This window comes from Mycobacterium sp. ENV421 (assembly GCF_002887815.1).
GTDB lineage: Bacteria > Actinomycetota > Actinomycetes > Mycobacteriales > Mycobacteriaceae > Mycobacterium.
In genome coordinates this window covers 157712-176558 of record NZ_PDHO01000004.1, presented here as the reverse complement: position 1 = coordinate 176558, position 18847 = coordinate 157712, and the positions used below count along the sequence as shown (strand labels likewise).

Below are 18847 nucleotides of genomic sequence, written 5' to 3'. Positions count from 1 at the left end.
TCAGCCGGCGATACGCTGCCGCACGTCGTCGTCCAACGAAACCCGCACCAGGCCTGCCGCGAGCGGCGCGATCGCCCGGCCGGTGAGGGCAGCCAGTCTGTGCGGGTCACGGGGGAGACCGAGTTGCTCGGCGCTGTCCAGCGAGCGCTTGTCGAAGTAGGGCCGAACCCACGGCCAGACGTCTTGGACCTCGCGCAGGAAGATGTCGGATCCGGTGTCCCCGATTCCGGTGAACTGTTTGAGCGCCTGTCTGGCATTCTTCACGTCGGGCTTGGTGATGCGGGCCAGCGTGCGCAGGTCGTTGCGGTATTCGTCGTTGACCCTGGTCGCAAGCTCGGTCAGCCGCGACGCCGAACTCTCGTCGTAGCGCACGTAGTGGGCACGGCCGAACGCGTCGATCATGGTCTGCCGGTTGGCCGCCATCACGGCGCGCGGTGTGCGCAATCCGGCCCGGAACAGTTCACGGGCGGCGTGCATCGCGATGGAGGCATCGATCGGCTTGCTGGCCAGCATGCACAGCACCAGCAGCTGGAACAGCGGCATCGGGGTGTCCCGCAAGGTGATTCCCGCTTCCGCGGCATAGGTTCTGCCCGCATGCTGACGAAGGCGCTGAATGAGGCGCCTGGCCTCCGCATCATCCATCTGCCAGGCGATACCCGTCCAGTGGGCCGACGAAACGATATGTCATCGTGGCGTCAGACATTCTCAGCGTTTCGTGTCGCGCCAGTCGATCATCTTCTCGACCGTGCTCAGGTCGTACGTGCCCTCCGATGCGCGGACCTCGGTGTGGAACAACGTCGCACCGGCGGCCAGATAGTCGTCCGCCGACCGGGGATCGGTCCAGAACGTCGAGCGCTCGATGTCACTGTCGGCGCGTCCGAACCGGGCGGCCAACTCGGCGACGCGGGCGCTCGCTTCCCGGTACGAGTCGAGGGGAAGGAAGGTGTGCCAGATGTCGGCGTGGCGTGCGACGGCGGGCAGCGTGCGCTTGGGGCCGGATCCGCCGATCAGGATCGGGATCTTGCGCAGCGGCGCCGGCTGCAGCAGGCCGAATCGTCGCTCGATGCGCAGCAGACCCTCGTCGAACGCGTCGGCTCGGGACTTGACGGTCCCGAAGTCGAAACCGTATGTGGTGTAATCCTTCTCGTACCACCCCGCGCCGACGCCGAGGATGGCGCGGCCACCGCTGATGTGATCGACGGTGCGGGCCATGTCGGCGAGCAGGTCCGGATTGCGGTAGCCCATGCCTGACACCAGCAGCCCGAGCTCGGCCCGGGTGGTGATCTCGCCCCAGGAGGCCAGCGCGGTCCACCCTTCGAAGTTGTTGACGTCCGGCTGCGTGGCCGCCAGTACCGGTTTCGCGTCGGCGATTGATTCGATGAATGGCGCGTGGAAGTGGTCGTAGCCGAAGATGACGTCGACGCCGATGCTCTCGGCGTGCAGGACGGCACGCCGCCAGGTGGCGTAGTCAGGGGTGTCGGCGGGCTGAATCTGCACGGCGACGCGCACGGGGTAGGTCATGCACGCGACAAGCCCGGCTCACCGGGATTTATTCCGGCGCTACTTCGGCGGTAGGAATTTCGCGTGGTCGACGCCGCGGGCGACCCAGCTCTGCAGCTGACGCTTCGTCCGCACCCCGGCGTCACCGATCCGGATCCAGCCGCGAGTTTCCCGCCCCGCCATGATCATCGGTGCGGTGTGTTCGCGTGCCAGCAGGCCGGCGGTGGCCTCCGGCGGTACTCGTACCATCAGGCCGCCCTGGCCGCTGGCGCAGACGGCCATGTTGCCGTTGATCAGGAACGCCAACCCGCCGAACATCCGCTTCTCGTCGACTCCGGGTTCGGTGGCGAGCAGTTCCCGCAGGCGGTTCGCGAGATCTTCGTCGTAGGGCATAGCCAGTATTTACTACGCCCAGCAGACACAAAATCGCCCCAATTCGGCTGAATAGGGGCGACTTTGTGTCTTGTCGAGCGTCAGGCCGCGGCGGTGGCCGCCTCGGTGGCCGGCTCCAACGCCTGCGCGACGATGTCGGCGACGTCCGTCATCGGCTTCACGGTCAGCGCCTCGAGCACCTCGGCCGGGACGTCGTCCAGGTCGGCCTCGTTGCGCTGCGGGATGAAAACCGTTGACAGCCCGGCCCGTTGCGCGGCCAAGAGCTTCTGCTTGACGCCGCCGATGGGCAGCACCCGCCCGTTCAGGGTGACTTCGCCGGTCATCCCGACATCCGAGCGGACCTGCCGTCCGGTGGCCATGGACACCAGCGCGGTGACCATCGTGACGCCTGCGGACGGACCGTCCTTGGGCACCGCGCCGGCCGGCACGTGCACGTGGATCTTGCGGTTCAGCGCCGCGGGATCCACGCCCAGCTGTTCGGCATGGCTACGCACGTAGGACAGCGCGATCTGCGCCGACTCCTTCATCACGTCGCCCAGCTGACCGGTCAGCTGCACGCTCGGCTCGCCCTCGGTCGACCCGGCTTCGATGTAGAGCACATCGCCGCCCAGGCCCGTCACCGCCAGTCCGGTCGCCACACCCGGCACGGCGGTACGTTCCGCCGATTCCGGGGTGAACCGCGGACGGCCAAGGTAGCCAACCAGATCCGGCTCATCAATGGTCAACGCCTCGTCGGAGGCAAACAGCTTGGTGGTCGCCTTACGCAACGCCTTGGCCAGCAGCCGCTCGAACTGCCGCACACCGGGCTCCCGGGTGTAGTCCGCGGCGATCTTGCGCAGCGCCGCGTCGGTGACCGTGACCTCCTCGGGGGTCAGCGCCGCGCGGTCGCGCTGCCGGGGCAGCAGGTACTCGCGGGCGATGGCGACCTTGTCGTCCTCGGTGTAGCCGTCGATCTGCACCAGCTCCATCCGGTCCAGCAGGGCCGAGGGGATGTTCTCGATCACGTTGGCCGTGGCCAGGAACACCACGTCGGACAGGTCCAGATCCAGGTCCAGGTAATGGTCGCGGAACGTGTGGTTCTGCGCGGGGTCCAGGACCTCCAACAGGGCGGCCGAGGGGTCGCCCCGGTAGTCGGAGCCGACCTTGTCGATCTCGTCGAGCAGCACGACCGGGTTCATCGAACCGGCCTCGCCGATCGCCCGGACGATCCGGCCGGGCAGCGCGCCGACGTAGGTGCGCCGGTGCCCGCGGATCTCGGCCTCATCGCGCACGCCACCCAGGGCGACGCGAACGAACTTGCGGCCCAATGCCCGTGCCACCGATTCACCCAGTGACGTCTTGCCGACGCCGGGCGGGCCGGCCAGCACCATCACGGCGCCGGAGCCGCGGCCGCCGACGACCTGCAGACCGCGCTGGGCGCGACGCGAGCGGACGGCCAGGTACTCGACGATGCGGTCCTTGACGTCGTCCAGCCCGTGGTGGTCGGCATCCAGGATGTCGCGGGCTGCCGTCAGGTCGGTCGAGTCCTCGGTGCGGGTGTTCCAGGGCAGGTCCAGGACGGTGTCCAGCCAGGTGCGGATCCACCCGCCCTCGGGGCTCTGCTCGCTGGAGCGTTCCAGCTTGCCGACCTCGCGCAACGCGGCCTCCCGGACCTTCTCCGGCAGGTCGGCCGCCTCGACACGGGCCCGATAATCGTCGGATCCGTCCGGCTCGTCTTCGCCCAGTTCCTTGCGAATGGCGTTGAGCTGTTGGCGCAGCAGGAACTCCTTCTGCGTCTTCTCCATGCCCTCGCGGACGTCCTGCGAGATCTTGTCGCTGACTTCGACCTCGGCCAGATGCTCGGAGGTCCAGTCGATCAGGAGACGGAGCCGACGATCCGCGTCACTGGTTTCCAGCAGTTGGCGCTTCTGGACGTCGGACAGATACGACGCGTAGCCGGCGGTGTCCGCCAGCGCCGACGGGTCGGTGATCTTGTTGACCACGTCGACGATCTGCCACGCCTCGCGGCGTTGCAGCATGGCCAGCAGCAGTTTCTTGTACTCCGCGGCGAGTGCCTTGGTGTCCTCGTCTGCCTCGGCCGCAGTTATCTCGTCGACCTCGACCCACAGCGCCGCGCCCGGCCCGGTGGTTCCGGAGCCGATGTGGGCGCGGCTCTCACCGCGCACGACGGCAGCGGCGCCACCGCCGGGGATGCGGCCCACCTGCACGATCGACGCGATGACGCCGTGGGTGGGGTAGCGATCGTCCAGGCGTGGGGCGATCAAGAGCTTGCCGGTCGGGGTGGCCTGCGCCGCGTCCACCGCGGCACGCGCGGCGTCGTCGAGTTCGATCGGCACCACCATTCCCGGCAGCACGATCGGCTCGCTGACAAACAGGACCGGCACAGATTTGGCTTCAGCCATCAATCCTCCAAAGTTCAGTCTGACCGACTCAACCTTGAACGATTCCAGTTTGTTCCCCTCGCGCGGCGGCGCACACAAAGCAGCGAGCCTGCCGCCGGGGGGTGGCGACAGGCTCGCTGTTGTTTCGGGTGGATCAGCCGGCGGACGGAGTTGCTCCCAGCACCCGCTGCATGTCCGGGATCATCTGCTGCAGCTGCTGTCCCCAGTAGCCCCAGCTGTGCGTACCGTTCGCGGGGAAGTTGAACACGCCGTTGCGTCCACCAGCCGCGAGGTAGTTGTCCATGAAGGTCTTGTTGGTGCGCAATGTGAATCCTTCGAGGAACTGCGCGGCCATCAGGTTGCCACCGCCACCGGAGGTGTCGAGATCCGACGGCGTACCGGTGCCGCAGTAGATCCAGATCCGGGTGTTGTTGGCGACCAGCTGGTTGATGTTGACCATCGGGTCGTTGCGGCGCCACGCCGGATCGGACGACGGACCCCACATGCTCTGCGCGTTGAACCCGCCCGCGTCGTTCATCGCCAGACCGATCAGCATCGGCCACCAGCCCTCGGAGGGGTTCAGGAAGCCGGACAGCGATGCGGCGTAGGTGTACTTCTGTGGGTAGTAGATCGAGTAGGTCAGCGATGCGCTACCGGCCATCGACAGACCGACGACGGCGTTGCCGTTCGGGTCGACCCCGTAGTTGGCGGCCAGGTACGCCGGCAGCTCCTGGGTCATGAACGTTTCCCACTTGTAGGTGTAGTTCTGCCCGTTGCCCTGCGACGGCTGGTACCAGTCGGTGTAGAAGCTGGACTGTCCGCCGACCGGCATGACGGTCGACAGGCCCGAGCCGTACAGCCACTCGAACGCCGGGGTGTTGATGTCCCAGCCGTTGTAGTCGTCCTGGGCGCGCAGGCCGTCGAGCAGGTACACCGCGTGCGGGCCACCGCCCTGGAATTGGATACGGATATTGCGTCCCATCGCGGCGGACGGGACATCGAGATAGAGGACCGGGAGTCCGGGCTTGGAGAAGGCGGCCGCGGTCGCCGACCCGCCGACGACACCAATCAGGCCGGGCAGAGCGAGTGCGGCCACGAAGGCTGCGGCCACGCGGCGCAACCATGTGCCTCGCAACTTATCGACGATCTTCATGACGGAAACCATCACCTTTCGTACGTGTTTCACAACCGGAGGTGAGCTGTGTGCCGGTAGCTAATCACGGTGCGTAGCGCGGACTCGGCACGCGCGGCGGTGTGGCATATCGCGGTTCGCTAACGATCAGGCGACGCGGGGGACTCGGGATACTCAGTACCGCAACGGCTTTGACCTGGCGTCAATAACGGAAAGATCACGCGGAGGCAACGGTACAGTTGAGGCGTGGACCCGTTCGATCTGCAACGCTTCGTCGATGCCCAGGACCGGGTGTACCACCAGGTGCTCGCCGAGTTGCGGGCCGGCGCCAAGCGCAGCCACTGGATCTGGTTCATCTTTCCTCAGCTCGGTGCGCTCGGAAGTAGTTCCACCGCAAAGCGTTTCGGTATCTCATCGCTGGCTGAAGCGCAGGCATACCTGGCGCACCCGACGCTCGGGCCACGACTGCGGCAGTGTGCCCGCCTGGTGGTGGCGATCGAAGGCCGCTCTGTCGATGAGATCTTCGGCTGGCCGGACAATCTCAAGGTGCGCTCGTCGATGACGCTGTTCGCGGCGGCCACCGATGACAACGCCGATTTCGTGGCGGTGCTTGACAGGTTCTACGGCGGCGAGCGGGACACCCGGACACTCGAGCTGCTATAGCGGCCGCAGCACCAGCCAGCCCTGAGGTGGGACCACCACCTCGTCGACGATCTCCTCGGGGGGTGCCGCGGTGCCGCCCACCAACTGGGCCTGCCCGCCGGTGAGCTTGGCCACCGGCAGCGGCATCGGCGCGTCGTCGATGTTGAGCGCGACGATCAGGGCGTCGTCGCCGGTGCGGGTCTCATAAACATAACCGCGGTTGTCCACTTGCAGTGCAGTGGTTTTCGCTTCGTGCAGCCAGGGATTTCGGCGGCGCAGGCCGATCAGGTACTGGTGCAGGTTCCAGGTCTCGCGCCCCGCGGCGTCCAGCGGGACGGGTGGCGTTCCGAACTCGGGCCGCACCGCGTCGTCGCCGCCGGCCCGTTCTTCCTTGACGCCGCGGTAGCCGAGTTCGTCACCGGCGTAGATGCTGGGGACACCGCCGGTGGTGAACAGCAGCACCAGGGCGTGGGCCACCTGCTCGGGGCGGTCCAGCTTGCTGGCGATCCGGGTGACGTCGTGGTTGCCGACGAAGGTCAGCGGCGCAAATCGGGTCAGGAAGTCGTTGTGGCGCTGCAGCGCCCAGTCCAGCTCATGGAAGTTGCCGTCGTTGAGGCTGCTCCAGATCGCCTTCCACAGTTCGTACTGGGTCACCGAGTCGACACCGCTGCCGTCGACGAACGCGACGTAGTCACCGTGGATCACCTCGGCGACGAACCAGGCGTCGGGGTGGGTTTCGCGGACCCGCGGGAGCACCTGCGCCCAGAACGACTCCGGTACCGCGTACGCCGCGTCGAGGCGCCACCCGTCGGCGCCCCGGGCCAGCCAGTGGCTCATCACGTCGACGGTGTAGTCGACGACGGCCGGGCTGTTGTGGTTGAGGGTGATGAGCTCGCCGTGGCCCTCGAAGGTGTGGAAGTGGCCGGGGCGGCCGCGAAACCACGATCGTGCATCGGGGTCGCCGCCGTCCACGGCGCGACGGTAGCGCTCGAATTCCGTTCCCACATGGTTGAACACGCCGTCGAGCAGGACCCGTAGTCCACGTTGATGCGCTTCGGAGACAAGGTGGTCGAAGTCGTCGTCGTCACCGAGTCGCGGGTCGATGCGGAAGTGATCGGTGGTGTCGTATCCGTGGGTGCGGGAGGCGAAGACGGGCCCCAGCGCGATCCCGGACGTCCCGAGTTCGACGGCATGGTCGAGCCAGTCGACGAGGCGGCGGAGTCGGTGCTCATCGGGGCCCGGCGGTTCGGCGGCGGGGAAGGCGCCGACGAAACCGAGTGGATAGACGTGCCACCAGATCGCGTGGCGCACCCAGTCGCTCATGGCGCGAACTTCGCGGCGTAGAGGGTCATCATCTCGTCGCGGTACTCGGGGGCCGGGCCGTCGACCGTCAGCTGCGGGGCGACCGCGGTGATCGGCAGAGTGGCCACCGGTGGCAGCGGTGCCTGCCAGTCGGTGAGCCAGTCGGCCAGCTGGGCTCCCGCGACGACAAACACGATGCGGCCCAAGCCAACCCAGGCGTGTGCGGCCGCGCACATCGGGCAGTGTTCGCCGGAGGTGTAGACGGTGGCGCGGGCCCGCTGATCGGGGGAGAGGTTCGCGGCGGACCATTGTGCGATCGCGAGTTCGGGATGGGCGGTGGCGTCACCGCCTGCGACGTGATTGTGGTCCTCGAACAGGACCGTGCCGTCGGCGTCGACCAGGATCGAGCCGAACGGCTCGTCACCGGCGTTCAGCGCGGTGCGGGCCAGCTCGACGCAGCGGCCGAGCCGCCGGATGTCTTGGTCGTCGAGCGCCACGCCCTCACCTTACGCAACCGGTGTCGGTGGATGGCGGAAGCGCCAAAGGTCCAGCAACCGCATCGGATCCACCGGTGAACCGGGCCGGCTGCGCGCCAGTGGGTAACAGGCGAATCCGACGAACAGCGCGATCAGGTGCCCGACCGGGGTGAACGTCGGGCTGATCAGCACCGCGCCCACGCAGTAGGCGAGTGCGATGAACAGATACAGCCAGCGCCACGGCCGCGCGATGTGATAGGTCAGCAGACCGCCGATGCCGACGGCGAAGTAGCTGACGCCGATGTCGCGGGCGTTGAGGTAGCGCGGTGAGATCATCGCCTCCTGGATCTGCCAGTACAGATAGCCCTCACTGGCATAGGTGGCGACGATGTGGGCGATCAGCCCGGCGATCACGAAGCGCAGCCGGCCTAGCCAGCGTTCGGCCGGGGCAAGGAAGAGGCAGAACATCACCAGATACGGCCACCACGCCGCGCCGTCGAGCCACAGCAGGCTGGTGATGAGCACCCGGATCGGGTCGGAGGCGAGGTGGTGGAGGTTGGTCGAGTCTTTGCGCAGCAGCTCCAGCAGATGCCAGTGCGGCAGCAGGTGCTGGGCGATGGTCGTCAGGAACAACACCGCCAGCCAGCCGAACGTGATGGGCGCGGAGCCGATGAAATGCACGACCCGGCCGGGCCAGCCCCGCCGGGTCGGGAGGACCGGCGAGGGAGGTTCCAGGCCGTCGTGCACCTGTCGAGATTACTGCCTCAGTTGCAGCAGTCCGTGCTGACGACCTCTAGGCGGCACAGGCACGACGCGAGGATCGGGACGTCGGCGCGGGCTCTGGCCAGTTCGAGCTGGCGGCCGATGATGACGGCCTCGTCTGCGCGGCCGAGTCGCTGCAGGCATTCGTGGTAGCCGTGCAGACTCCAGACGTTGCCGGGGTGCTGGCAGGGCCGGCTCAATGTCGGATCCAGCCCGAGGTCGGCGGCGTACACCGCGGCCGCATCCTCGACGCGGCCTTGTTCAAGCAGCAGCGCACCATAGGCGTGCCGGGTCGGCTGCATCCAGCCCCATGGTTCGTCATAGGGGAGCTCGTCGTCGAGTGCGATCGCCCGCCGCAGATGCTCGAAGGCCGCATCGAAATCGCCCTCCCGATAGGCGATCTCGCCGTCGAGCATCGCCGCGGCGACGGCCAGGATGTCGCGGCTGGTGTTGTTGAACAGGTACCGCGACTCCGGGACGCGGGCATAGGCCGCGGCGAACGCCTCCCGCTCGGCGGCCGCCTGGGCCAGCTGTCCCTTGGCGGCATGCGCGACCCCGCGCCCGTAGTGAATGGTTGCCGTTGTCGTGCAATACAACTCGGTGTCGACGGGCAGGGGCTCGGCGATCAGCTCGTCCCAGCGGCCGAATCGGATCAGCACGTGCACCCGTAGCGGCACGAATGCTTCCAGCCAGTCGGCCATCGGCGGCGACTCGATGCTGAGCAGGTCGGGGGTCAGCTGCCCGGACAGCTCGTCGGCAGCCTGCAGTGCGATCTGCGACTGGCCGGCGAACATCGCCGAATAGACGATGAAGTGCAGATCGTGCGCCCGGTAGAGCGAATAGAAGTTCAGCGGCCCGGCGTGTGCGACGAATCGGCGATCCGCCGCCACCGCGGATTGGTTGGCCAGCACCGAATCTCGGTAGTTCCCGCACAGCACGTCGATGTGCGAGGGCATGTGCTGCAAATGGCCGGCGTCGGGCACCAGGCCGCGCAGCAGGTCGGCGGCCGGCAGCGCGTCCTCGGGATGGGCTGACATCTCCATCGCGTGGATGTAGAGGTGCAACACACCGGGATGGGCGCGCCCGGCGTCGGTGCGCAGCGCCGCGTCCAGCAGGGCCTTGGCCTCCACCACCCGCGAACCGGGGGCCGGCTCCCCGGTTGCGGTGTCCCACAACGCCCAAGCCGTGATGTTCACCAGCGCATCGGCGGTCAGCGCCAGGACGTCGGCGTCGTCGGGGTACGCCCCTGCCAGCTCGGCCATGGCCTCGGCATAGGCGACATGGCCGGCCGCCAGGGCGTCGGCGTCGTCGGGAAAATCGGTGGGGAATCTGGTTGTCAGCGCCGCGATCAGGGCGTGCTCGACGACGCTGCCGCGGCTCGAGGCGGCAAGCTCCAGTTCCATGCGGGCCCGGGCCAGCGACGCGGCCAGGTCGACGGGATCGAAGGCGTCCCAACCCTTGTTGTAGTTCGGGCCGATCGCGTACGCGATACCCCATCGGGCGATCGCGAGGTCGGCGTCGAGCGCCAACGCCCGTGCGAAGCAGGTGATCGCTTCCTCGTGGTTGAAGGCGTACGCCCACACCAGTCCGCGGTCGAACCACACCTGCGCCTGCGGCGACGGGGTGTCGACGTGCCTGTGGTAGTCACCGAGGTCGTAATACGGCTCGGTGTCGCCGAGCGGAACCGCCATGCTGCACACCCTAGGACAGCGCGGCGAGTGCGGATACCGTTGCAACCGACCAGAACGAAAGGGTGCACACGTGATTCGCTGCGTGCGGTTGTTCACCGGAGCCGACGAGCAGTCCCACGTCGAGATCGGCCGCCTCGACCTGACGCCGGGCCGCAACGACGATCTGGTATCCGCGGCGATGTCGTCGACGCGGGTGACGGCGGAGGAGACCGCCAGCGGCGGCACGCTGGCCTGGCACACCGCACCGGTGCGCCAGCTCGTCGTGACGCTCGCCGGCACGCTGGCGTTCACCACCCGCGACGGCGAGGAGTTCACCCTCGCCCCCGGTGACGTGCTGCTGGCCGAGGACACCGTCGGTTCCGGTCATCAGTGGCGCCTGGTCGACGCCGACCCGTGGCGCCGGCTCTACATCGTGCTCGCCGACGGAACCGAGGTCCCGTTCGTCAGGGACTGACCCCGAACTGACCCTCAGTGCCCGGCGACGATGTCGGCTTCGTCGACCGTCACCGGCTCCTTGGCCGCGGGCAGCAGCGAATACAGCAGGCACACCACCGCGAAGAACAGATAACCAAGCGCCACTTGGGGATTAGCGGCCCATGCGATCTCGGGCGCGTGGATCAGGCCGACGAACGACAGTACTGCGGCCACCACCGACGCCAGTGCGGCGTAGCGGAACTTCTTCTCCAGGATGAACGTCACCATGGTGCCCAGCAGCAGGCCGACCAGGATGGCGCCCTCGCCGAGCGTCTGCAGACCGTCGTAGACCACACCGGCGCCGCCGAGGGCGTCCATGCCGACCTTGGCCGCCGACGTTCCGGCGGCGTTCAGCGCGTTGTCGATCAGCCCGCTGGCCCATTGGGCGAGGTTGGGCAGCAGTGCCGCGACGACCGCCACCGCGTGCAGCCGCGGCACGGCCTGGAAGGCCTGAGCGCCGATCAGCAGACCGATGTAGAGCAGGATCGGCACGATCGCGGGCACCGGCAGCAGTGCGGCCAGCACCCCGAACAGCCCGAGGAAGCACAGCAGGCCGATCACCACGCCGCTGGCCAGCGAGTAACCCGCGCGGCCGCCGGCGTCCTTCCAGCCGGGGTGGCCGATGTAGACGGCCGGCGGGAACGGTGAGCCGAACGCCGAACCGATCACCGCGCCTGCGCCGTCGGCCAGCAGCACGCTGCGCAGGTTGTAGTTGTCACCCGCGGCGGCCGCGCTCTCCACATTGCTCATCGCCTCGGTGAAGTTGTAGACGCCCAACGGGATTGCGGTGCCGAGCAGCGGTGCCAGGTGGGCAAGTCCGGACCCCAGCAGGTCGAGGCGAAGGTCGGGGATGCCGATTGCGATGTCGGCGACGGCCTGGCTGACATCGGGTGCCGACATGAATCCACCGACCCAGCCGATCGCGGTGCCGACCAACAGCGCCACCAGACCGACGGGGATGTTGCCCGGCAGCTTCACGTCGGTGAAGAACCCGATCAGGATGATCGCCAGCACCGGCAGGCCGATCCACGCGGCCTCCCACATCTGGGCGGCCGGGCGCATCGAGATGAACGTGATCGAGATGCCGGCCAGGGTCCCCAGCATCGCCGCGCGCGGGGTGAGCTTGCGAATGTAGGGCCCGACGAAGCCGCCGATGATCACGATCACGCCGATCATGAACGCCCAGGCCAACCCGGCCTTCCACGCTTCGATGGGATTCTTGGTGGCCAGGTAGACCGGCAGCATCACGACGAAGACCACGATGAACATGTGCGGCACACTCGGCCCGTACGGCAGCGCGGTGACGTCGTCGCGGTTCTCTTTCCGCGCCAGTCGTCGTGCCAGGAACGTGTAGTAGAGGTTGCCCAGCACGAGGGCCACACCGAGCGCGGGCAGAACGGTCCCCAGCACGTCGTCGGCGGGCAGCTTCACGACGCCGATCATCAATGTGGTCAGGGTCAGGACGTTGACCAGAATGTTGAACCCCAGCCCGAAGAACGCGTTGAGATCGCCTCGGGTCCACCACGGGATCTTCAGCTCGCTGGGCGGTGTCGCGGGCTCGGTGACGTCGGTGCTCATCGGCATGCCTTTCTGGCGCGTCGGGACATCGAGCGCTACCTGGAGATTCTCGACGCTCGCATTCCAACCAGGGGTCAGTTGTGTGTCATTCGTGTTAGTCCGCAGCGGGACCCTGGTTCGACACCGCGCAGGGGTCGTGCTCTAGTGCTGAGGTGCTGGAGTTCACCGTCGAGGACCTGTCCGCCGAGGACATCGAACGGCTGCGGGCGATCTACGAACCGCTGGCCGTATCGGTGCGGCAGCTGGTCGACGCGACGATCCGCACCGAGGTGGACGCCGAGACCGTCGCCGCGGTGAAGGCCGATATCGACGCGGCGACGGCCCGGCTGCGCAGTAAGCAGATCGACGGCGCATTCGGGGTGAAACGGACCCCGTCGGGGCGGAGCATCAGTTGGGGCAATGCCGTGATCGGTCTGCGCAATCCGACCGCCCCGCCGCTGGTGATCCACCGCGATGAGGACGACCGGCGCTGGGCAGACTTTCACCTCGGTGCGGCCTACGAAGGCCCGCCCGGGCATGTGCACGGGGGAGTGTCGGCGCTGATTCTGGATCATGTGCTGGGGGAGGCGGCCAGCCCGGATGCCAAACCGCGCTTCACCGGCAGCATCACCGTGCGGTACCTGCGGGCCTGTCCGCTTGGTCCGCTGCACTCGGAGGCTCAGATCACCCGCGTCGACGGCGTGAAAACCTTTGTCTCCGGCTATATCTCCGACGCCGAGGGCATCACCGTCGAAGCCGACGGCGTCTTCATCACTCCGCGCTGGCTGCGCGACTGACTGCGGTAGGTTCCAGCCATGGAGAAGGTGATAGTCACACTGCGGACCGCGGCCGCCGACGACGAGTGGGCCGAACAACTGCGGGGTCCGGTCGCGCAGGAACTGCTCGCGCTCGGTCTGCCGGGGCTGACGATCAACGTCCGCGACCGTGATGTTCGCGAGTCGATGATGACGTTGACGACGCTGGATCCGCCGGTGCAGGGACTGATCAGTGTGTGGACGCAGCAGTACTACGGCGATCAGATGCTGATGGCGCTGGAGCTGCTGGGCCACTACGCCGAGGAGATCGCCGCCTACCTGGTGACGGAGTCCGCCCCGTTGCCGCCGCCGTCGACCCCGCCCGGCGAGCGGTCGCCCGGGCTGGCCAACATGGCGCTGCTGCGCAGGCCCGCCGAGATGGACGAGCGCACCTGGTTGGCCCGCTGGCACGGCAATCACACGCCGGTGGCGATCGCCACCCAGTCGACGTTCACCTACGTGCAGAACTATGTGGTGCGCGCGATCACCGAGGACGCCCCGGTACTCAACGCGATCGTCGAGGAGCATTTCCCCATCGAGGCGGTGGGGAGCCTGCACGCGTTCTTCGGCGCGGCCGATGATGCCGACCTGCAGAGCCGCATGGAGCAGATGGTCGCCAGCACAGCGGCATTCGGTGCCAACGTGAACATCGACGCGGTGCCCACCAGCCGCTACAACTTCCGCAGCCCGTTTTCGGCATGACCACCCTCGACGAGGCAGTCGCGCTCGCGCAGGCCGACCGGGGTCTCGCGGTGGTTGCGACACTGCGCGCCGACAACACCATTCAGGCGTCGTTGGTGAACGCGGGGATCGTTGCGCACCCGGCCACCGGCGAACCGGTGCTGGGCTTTGTGACCTATGGCCGGGTCAAGCTGGCGAACCTGCGAGTCCGGCCCGCGGTGACGTTGACGTTCCGCGCCGGCTGGCAGTGGGCGTCGGTGGAGGGGCGCGCCGAACTTGCCGGCCCCGACGACCAGCCGCAGTGGCTTGCGTCGGCGGACCAGCTGCGGCTGTTGTTGCGCGAGGTGTTCACCGCGTGCGGTGGCACGCACGACAACTGGGATGAATACGACCGCACGATGACCGAGCAGGGCCGCGTGGTCGTGTTGGTGGCGCCGACCCGGGTGTACTCCAACGGTTGACAATTCTTGTCGGTGGGTCGAACTAGTGTTCGAAGTATGGTTTCGATCGACGGTCTGCTGGAGGCGCTCGACGATGTCGTAGAGGCCTTGGCTGCAGTCGATCTCGATGTCCTGGACCCGCCGGATCGGTTCAGGGTCTTGGAGCGGTTGGAGACCGCGCGCCGTCGTCAGGTCGCGGTGTCGCACGCCCTGACCGCGCGGTTGGCGCAGTTCGAGGGCTGCCCACCGGTGCCGATCACGCTCGCTGATGTCTTGCGGATCAGTCCGCGTGCGGCCAAACGCCGGATTCGGGATGCCGAGCAGGTGGCGCCGCGTCGGGCGTTGACCGGTGAGCCGTTGGCGCCGCTGCTGCCGGACACCTCGGCGGCCTGGCACGCCGGGCAGTTGGATGGTGAGCATCTGCGGGTGATCCAGAAGTTCTTCCGCGATCTGCCCGACCACGTCCCGGCGGTGGAGGTGGAGAAGGCCGAACGCACACTGGCCGAGCACGCCCAAACGACGCGGCCCGACCAATTGGAGAAGATCGCCCACCGGCTGGCACTGCACCTCAACCCCGACGGGAAGTTCTCCGAGGAGGACCGCGCCCGTAAACGCGGGTTCGTCTGGTGCGGTGGGCAACAGGTCGACGGGATGAGTGTGGGCCGGCTGATCGCCACGCCGGAGTTGCGTTCCCTGCTCGACGGGTGGTTCACCAAGTTCGCCGCACCCGGGATTTGCAACCCCGCCGACCAGACCCCCACCCTGGCCCCGTCGAACGAGGTGGCCGACCGTGATTTGCGTAGCCACGGCCAACGTCAGCACGATGCGTTGACCGCACTGGTGCGTGGTCAGCTCGGTGACCCGAAACTCGGTCAGCACAACGGGTTACCGGTGACGGTGATGGTCTCGGCCACCCTGCAGGACCTTCAGGCCGCGACCGGGCATGGGGTCACCGCCACCGGAACCCTGCTGCCGATCCCCGACGTCATCCGGATGGCCAGCCACGCTTATCACTACCTGGCCCTGTTCGACGGGGTGCGCGGGCAGGCGTTATGGCTGGGCCGCACCAAACGCGTGGCCTCGGCTGATCAGCGGATCATGTTGCACAGCAAGGACCGCGGCTGCACCCGCCCCGGCTGCGATGCACCCGGATACCTCACCGAAGTCCACCACGTCGACGAGTGGGCCCAGGGCGGGCTGACCAACATCGACAAGCTCACCCTGGCGTGCCCCGCTGATCACCGACTCCTCGACCACGGCTGGAAAACCCGAAAACTCGCCGACGGCGACACCGAATGGATCCCGCCGCCGCACCTACCCATGCTGCGCGGCGGCGTCAACGACTACCACCACCCCGAACAACTACTGGGGGGCTAGGTCTCACCTGCCGGGCTGTGGCTGCACGCCGCAGCGTGCCGCACCGTTAGGGTGTGCCGCGTGACGCTGTTCATCGACGACGAGAACCGGGTTCGCACGATCACCCTCAATCGCCCGGACGCCCTCAACGCCTTCAACGAGGCGCTCTACGACGCCACCGCTGAGGCACTGCTCGCCGCTGCCGACGATCCCGAGGTCGCGGTCGTCATGATCACCGGAGCGGGCCGCGCATTCAGCGCCGGCCAGGATCTGGGCGACATGCAGGAGCGCATCACCAATCCCGACTTCGTCCAGGGCGCACACGGATTCCCGGGCCTGATCACCGCGCTGAGCCAGTTCCCCAAGCCGCTGATCTGCGCGGTCAACGGGGTCGGCCTTGGCATCGGCACCACGATCCTGGGCTACGCCGACCTGGCGTTCATGTCGTCGACGGCGCGGCTGAAGTGCCCCTTCACCAGCCTGGGGGTAGCTCCCGAGGCGGCGTCGTCATATCTGTTGCCGCAGTTGATCGGTCGGCAGAACGCGGCGTGGCTGCTGATGTCCTCGGAGTGGGTGGATGCCGCGGAAGCACTGCGCATGGGTCTGGTCTGGCGGGTCAGTGAGCCCAACGAGCTGATCGCCGACGCCCGAAAGCACGCCGAAGTGCTTGCCTCCCGGCCTATTTCGAGCCTGATGGCGGTGAAGCAGACGATGACCGAACCGGCCCGGCCCGAGATCGCCGCCGCGACGGCGCGGGAGAATGCGTTCTTCGAGAAGTTGATGGGTGCTGCGGCCAACGCCGAGGCGCTGGCGGATTTCCACCGCGGAAAGGCCTAGATCAGCTCGCCCGTGCCGTGTCGCCGAGGGACGCGAAATGCTGTTCGATGATGGCTCGCACCGTGCGACGGCACCGGCCGCAGTCGCCTCCGGCGCCGCAGGCCGCAGCGACCTGCTTGGATGTGCACGCCCCGCGGGCAACGGCCTCGGTGACCGTGGCGCTGGTCGCCCCCGCGCAGAGGCATACGTACATCAGCGATTCACTCTCGTCGCAGGGCGGTGTCGCACACCGGTCATATTAGCCGAGACTAACCTTAGTTAGGTACCCCTACAACATGCCGTCTCATCCAGCTGAACAAAACCGCCATCGTCCTTGCATTAGGGTGATTCCGGCTGCCAGTCGGGCGGCGTGAGTGGGGAGACGTCATGCAGGGTGATCCGGAAGTTCTTCGCTTGCTCAATGAGCAGCTGACCAGCGAACTGACCGCCATCAATCAGTACTTCCTGCACTCCAAGATGCAGGACAACTGGGGATTCACCGAGCTGGCCAAGCACACCCGCGACGAATCCTTCGACGAGATGCGCCACGCGGAGGCCATCACCGATCGAATTCTGCTGCTCGACGGCCTGCCCAACTACCAACGACTCGGCTCGCTACGCGTCGGGCAGACCCTGCGTGAGCAGTTCGAGAGCGACCTGGCCATCGAGTACGAGGTGGTCGCCCGGCTCAAGCCGGCCATCATCGTGTGCCGCGAGAAGCTGGATTCCACCACGGCCAATCTCTTCGAAGAGATCGTGGCCGACGAGGAACACCACATCGATTACCTCGAGACGCAGCTCGAGTTGATGGACAAGCTGGGCGTGGAGCTGTACTCCGCGCAGTGCGTGTCACGACCCCCGAAGTGACCTACGGCCGGTCTTCGGCCCGCCACGCGTAGACCATGCACACTTCGCTCTGCACGGCGCCGTAACGCTCGCGCTCACTGGCAAACCAATACGTTGTGAACCCCTGCGCTTCGAGCATGTCGATGATGACGTCTTTGGTGGCGAAGTACTCCACTTCCAACACCACCTGACGGACCATGTCCCACTGGGTCGGCGTGATGCCCTGCAGCACTGCGACTTCGGCGCCCTCGACATCGAGTTTCAGGATGTCGATGCGCGTCAGGCCGTACTCCTCGATGACCGAGGACAGCGGGACCAGGGTGGCCGTCACCGTGGTGGTGCGGCCCATCCACGCGACCACCGGGCGCACCGCGGCCCGGCGCACGGCGAGCGGAGCGACCGGGATGAAGCCCGCCACATCGGCGACGAACCGGTCCAGCCGCTGGCGTGCGAACTGCGCATCCCGCGTGCTCCACAGGGAGAAGTTCGGGTGGTGCTGAAACACCACCGTCTCGTTCGTCGCGGACAGGCCGCGGTTGATCGGGTGGATCATCAGGGACGCGCCGGGCCGGGCGCCCATTGCGGCCGCGTACTCACCGCGATTGGCGGCCTCGGCGTTGACCGCCAGCACCGAGTAGGTGGTGGGCATCGGCTCGAACGCGAACACCTCCGCCTCACCGCGGCAGCGCAGCGCCGCGAACAAGGTGAACATGCCGATGTTCGCGCCGGCGTCCACAACGACTGCGCCGGGCCGGAAGTCGATGTGGTCGCCCTTGGCGTAGACCGAGTCCGCGCCGAAGATCTCCGGGTACAGGAAGTTGGTTTCGATTCGCTGCCACTGATGGATTCGCATGCCGTTGGGCAGCGTCACCGGTGTGCCGCCCGGTCTCGTCCGCAGCCTCGTTGCGGCCAGCCAGCCCGCCGCCAGAACCACCGCCCCCGCGAGACCGCCGATCATCGCGCGCCGGCCTGGAAGATAGTTCACCCGGGTATTGTCGCTGAGCTCAAGCCCGGTCGGCGAAAAACTAGAACACGTTCCAGATCGGGGTGACGCGGCGTACCATCACGCCATGAGCCGAATCGGAAACTTCCCTGACGACGACGTCGCGGGCTGGATCGTCAAGTCTCCTGACCTGGGAACGGCGATGGCCGCCTTCTCCCACGCGGTGTACAGCGACAAGAACCGGCTGCCGATGCGGGTGCGTGAACTCGCCCGCGCGGTGATCGCCCAGGACAACGAATGCGTCTTGTGCCAGAACACCCGGGACGCCGACGGGCCGGCGGCCGGTGTGGACGAGGAACTCTACGACCACGTGCTGGAGTGGAAGACGTGGGAGGGCTACAGCGAGCAGGAGCGCATCGCCGCGGAGTTCGCCCACCGGTTCGGAACCGACTGGGCCAAGCTCAAATACGACGACGACTTCTGGGATCGGGCTCGTGAGCATTTCTCCGACGAGCTGATGGCCGACCTGACTTTGTCGTGCGCCATGTGGGTCGGCATGGGCCGCATGCTCAGCACGCTGGACATCGGTCAGAGCTGCAAGCTGACCTTGCCGAGCCGCGCATAGCGGCTATCCGTCGCA

The 18847-nt window shown here is 67.2% G+C and carries 21 protein-coding genes; 9 read left to right on the top strand and 12 right to left on the bottom strand.

Translation table 11 applies throughout. The features are described from left to right. From CRM90_RS07200 to CRM90_RS07180, 5 genes are all read right to left on the bottom strand, one after another. Positions 1 to 642 (bottom strand): endonuclease, encoded by a 642-nt coding sequence (locus CRM90_RS07200; RefSeq protein WP_102806302.1) that lies wholly within the window; start codon positions 640 to 642, stop codon positions 1 to 3. A 63-nt stretch (positions 643 to 705) separates the two neighbouring features. Beyond that, positions 706 to 1521, bottom strand: coding sequence for an LLM class F420-dependent oxidoreductase (locus CRM90_RS07195; protein ID WP_102806301.1), 816 nt, complete (start codon positions 1519 to 1521; stop codon positions 706 to 708). Positions 1522 to 1560: 39 nt separating this feature from the next. Then, positions 1561 to 1893: a TfoX/Sxy family protein gene (locus CRM90_RS07190; protein ID WP_102806300.1), complete on the bottom strand. Its 333-nt coding sequence runs from the start codon at positions 1891 to 1893 to the stop codon at positions 1561 to 1563. A gap of 80 nt (positions 1894 to 1973) precedes the next feature. Further along, positions 1974 to 4295: an endopeptidase La gene (gene lon / locus CRM90_RS07185; protein WP_102806299.1), complete on the bottom strand. Its 2322-nt coding sequence runs from the start codon at positions 4293 to 4295 to the stop codon at positions 1974 to 1976. 133 nt (positions 4296 to 4428) lie between these two features. Next, positions 4429 to 5427 (bottom strand): esterase family protein, encoded by a 999-nt coding sequence (locus CRM90_RS07180; RefSeq protein WP_102806490.1) that lies wholly within the window; start codon positions 5425 to 5427, stop codon positions 4429 to 4431. A gap of 225 nt (positions 5428 to 5652) precedes the next feature. On the opposite strand from CRM90_RS07180, the gene CRM90_RS07175 reads away from it, so the two are divergent. Next, entirely contained in the window at positions 5653 to 6069 is a 417-nt protein-coding gene (locus CRM90_RS07175; protein WP_102806298.1) for a DUF1810 domain-containing protein, read from the top strand. Here the strand turns inward: CRM90_RS07175 and CRM90_RS07170 are convergent. From CRM90_RS07170 to CRM90_RS07155, 4 genes are read right to left on the bottom strand one after another with little or no spacing between them, the layout of a single operon-like run. Then, entirely contained in the window at positions 6064 to 7371 is a 1308-nt protein-coding gene (locus CRM90_RS07170; protein ID WP_102806297.1) for an alpha-amylase family protein, read from the bottom strand. The two genes, CRM90_RS07175 and CRM90_RS07170, sit on opposite strands and share 6 nt — an antisense overlap. Then, the gene (locus tag CRM90_RS07165) at positions 7368 to 7847 is read right to left on the bottom strand and encodes a nucleoside deaminase (protein ID WP_102806296.1); all 480 of its coding nucleotides are present in this window, start codon (positions 7845 to 7847) and stop codon (positions 7368 to 7370) included. Before CRM90_RS07165 ends, CRM90_RS07170 begins: the two co-directional genes overlap by 4 nt. Before the next feature lie 9 nt (positions 7848 to 7856). After that, the gene (locus tag CRM90_RS07160) at positions 7857 to 8573 is read right to left on the bottom strand and encodes a rhomboid-like protein (protein ID WP_233209204.1); all 717 of its coding nucleotides are present in this window, start codon (positions 8571 to 8573) and stop codon (positions 7857 to 7859) included. A gap of 17 nt (positions 8574 to 8590) precedes the next feature. Then, on the bottom strand, positions 8591 to 10279 hold the full coding sequence (locus CRM90_RS07155) for a tetratricopeptide repeat protein (RefSeq protein WP_102806295.1): 1689 nt from the start codon (positions 10277 to 10279) through the stop codon (positions 8591 to 8593). 70 nt (positions 10280 to 10349) lie between these two features. Here CRM90_RS07155 and CRM90_RS07150 point away from each other — a divergent pair, with 70 nt between their 5' ends. Then, positions 10350 to 10733 (top strand): cupin domain-containing protein, encoded by a 384-nt coding sequence (locus tag CRM90_RS07150; RefSeq protein WP_102806294.1) that lies wholly within the window; start codon positions 10350 to 10352, stop codon positions 10731 to 10733. A 14-nt stretch (positions 10734 to 10747) separates the two neighbouring features. Here the strand turns inward: CRM90_RS07150 and CRM90_RS07145 are convergent, their stop codons facing one another. Next, complete coding sequence (locus tag CRM90_RS07145) at positions 10748 to 12331, bottom strand: SulP family inorganic anion transporter (RefSeq protein ID WP_102806488.1); 1584 nt, start codon at positions 12329 to 12331, stop codon at positions 10748 to 10750. A 152-nt stretch (positions 12332 to 12483) separates the two neighbouring features. On the opposite strand from CRM90_RS07145, the gene CRM90_RS07140 reads away from it, so the two are divergent. The 5 genes from CRM90_RS07140 to CRM90_RS07120 are packed head-to-tail and all read left to right on the top strand — an operon-like array spanning position 12484 to position 16439. After that, positions 12484 to 13107: a PaaI family thioesterase gene (locus CRM90_RS07140; RefSeq protein WP_102806293.1), complete on the top strand. Its 624-nt coding sequence runs from the start codon at positions 12484 to 12486 to the stop codon at positions 13105 to 13107. 18 nt (positions 13108 to 13125) lie between these two features. After that, positions 13126 to 13827: a hypothetical protein gene (locus tag CRM90_RS07135; protein WP_102806292.1), complete on the top strand. Its 702-nt coding sequence runs from the start codon at positions 13126 to 13128 to the stop codon at positions 13825 to 13827. Further along, the gene (locus tag CRM90_RS07130; protein WP_102806291.1) at positions 13824 to 14267 is read left to right on the top strand and encodes a TIGR03618 family F420-dependent PPOX class oxidoreductase; all 444 of its coding nucleotides are present in this window, start codon (positions 13824 to 13826) and stop codon (positions 14265 to 14267) included. The genes CRM90_RS07135 and CRM90_RS07130 overlap by 4 nt, the downstream gene beginning before the upstream one ends. A gap of 36 nt (positions 14268 to 14303) precedes the next feature. Beyond that, positions 14304 to 15623, top strand: coding sequence for an HNH endonuclease signature motif containing protein (locus CRM90_RS07125; protein WP_102806290.1), 1320 nt, complete (start codon positions 14304 to 14306; stop codon positions 15621 to 15623). Between the two features lie 60 nt (positions 15624 to 15683). Next, positions 15684 to 16439 (top strand): enoyl-CoA hydratase/isomerase family protein, encoded by a 756-nt coding sequence (locus CRM90_RS07120; RefSeq protein WP_102806289.1) that lies wholly within the window; start codon positions 15684 to 15686, stop codon positions 16437 to 16439. 1 nt (position 16440) lies between these two features. On the opposite strand, the gene CRM90_RS07115 is transcribed toward CRM90_RS07120, so the two are convergent. Next, positions 16441 to 16632 carry a (2Fe-2S)-binding protein gene (locus CRM90_RS07115; protein WP_102806288.1) on the bottom strand — a complete coding sequence of 64 codons (192 nt, stop codon included), beginning with the start codon at positions 16630 to 16632 and terminating at the stop codon, positions 16441 to 16443. Positions 16633 to 16805: 173 nt separating this feature from the next. On the opposite strand from CRM90_RS07115, the gene bfr reads away from it, so the two are divergent. Continuing rightward, positions 16806 to 17285, top strand: a complete 480-nt coding sequence (gene bfr / locus CRM90_RS07110) for a bacterioferritin (RefSeq protein ID WP_083119154.1) — start codon at positions 16806 to 16808, stop codon at positions 17283 to 17285. 1 nt (position 17286) lies between these two features. On the opposite strand, the gene CRM90_RS07105 is transcribed toward bfr, so the two are convergent. Next, the gene (locus CRM90_RS07105) at positions 17287 to 18249 is read right to left on the bottom strand and encodes an FkbM family methyltransferase (protein WP_102806287.1); all 963 of its coding nucleotides are present in this window, start codon (positions 18247 to 18249) and stop codon (positions 17287 to 17289) included. Positions 18250 to 18334: 85 nt separating this feature from the next. Here CRM90_RS07105 and CRM90_RS07100 point away from each other — a divergent pair, with 85 nt between their 5' ends. After that, positions 18335 to 18832, top strand: a complete 498-nt coding sequence (locus tag CRM90_RS07100) for a carboxymuconolactone decarboxylase family protein (RefSeq protein WP_083119157.1) — start codon at positions 18335 to 18337, stop codon at positions 18830 to 18832. The last annotated feature ends 15 nt before the right edge of the window (positions 18833 to 18847 follow it).

What these genes read in the sequence shown, in the direction of transcription:
- CRM90_RS07200 (WP_102806302.1), bottom strand. Translation starts at nt 642, where the DNA reads ATGGATGATGCGGAGGCCAGGCGCCTCATTCAGCGCCTTCGTCAGCAT.
- CRM90_RS07195 (WP_102806301.1), bottom strand. Translation starts at nt 1,521, where the DNA reads ATGACCTACCCCGTGCGCGTCGCCGTGCAGATTCAGCCCGCCGACACC.
- CRM90_RS07190 (WP_102806300.1), bottom strand. Translation starts at nt 1,893, where the DNA reads ATGCCCTACGACGAAGATCTCGCGAACCGCCTGCGGGAACTGCTCGCC.
- lon (WP_102806299.1), bottom strand. Translation starts at nt 4,295, where the DNA reads ATGGCTGAAGCCAAATCTGTGCCGGTCCTGTTTGTCAGCGAGCCGATC.
- CRM90_RS07180 (WP_102806490.1), bottom strand. Translation starts at nt 5,427, where the DNA reads ATGAAGATCGTCGATAAGTTGCGAGGCACATGGTTGCGCCGCGTGGCC.
- CRM90_RS07170 (WP_102806297.1), bottom strand. Translation starts at nt 7,371, where the DNA reads ATGAGCGACTGGGTGCGCCACGCGATCTGGTGGCACGTCTATCCACTC.
- CRM90_RS07155 (WP_102806295.1), bottom strand. Translation starts at nt 10,279, where the DNA reads ATGGCGGTTCCGCTCGGCGACACCGAGCCGTATTACGACCTCGGTGAC.
- CRM90_RS07145 (WP_102806488.1), bottom strand. Translation starts at nt 12,331, where the DNA reads ATGAGCACCGACGTCACCGAGCCCGCGACACCGCCCAGCGAGCTGAAG.
- CRM90_RS07135 (WP_102806292.1), top strand. Translation starts at nt 13,126, where the DNA reads ATGGAGAAGGTGATAGTCACACTGCGGACCGCGGCCGCCGACGACGAG.
- CRM90_RS07130 (WP_102806291.1), top strand. Translation starts at nt 13,824, where the DNA reads ATGACCACCCTCGACGAGGCAGTCGCGCTCGCGCAGGCCGACCGGGGT.
- CRM90_RS07125 (WP_102806290.1), top strand. Translation starts at nt 14,304, where the DNA reads ATGGTTTCGATCGACGGTCTGCTGGAGGCGCTCGACGATGTCGTAGAG.
- CRM90_RS07115 (WP_102806288.1), bottom strand. Translation starts at nt 16,632, where the DNA reads ATGTACGTATGCCTCTGCGCGGGGGCGACCAGCGCCACGGTCACCGAG.
- bfr (WP_083119154.1), top strand. Translation starts at nt 16,806, where the DNA reads ATGCAGGGTGATCCGGAAGTTCTTCGCTTGCTCAATGAGCAGCTGACC.
- CRM90_RS07100 (WP_083119157.1), top strand. Translation starts at nt 18,335, where the DNA reads ATGAGCCGAATCGGAAACTTCCCTGACGACGACGTCGCGGGCTGGATC.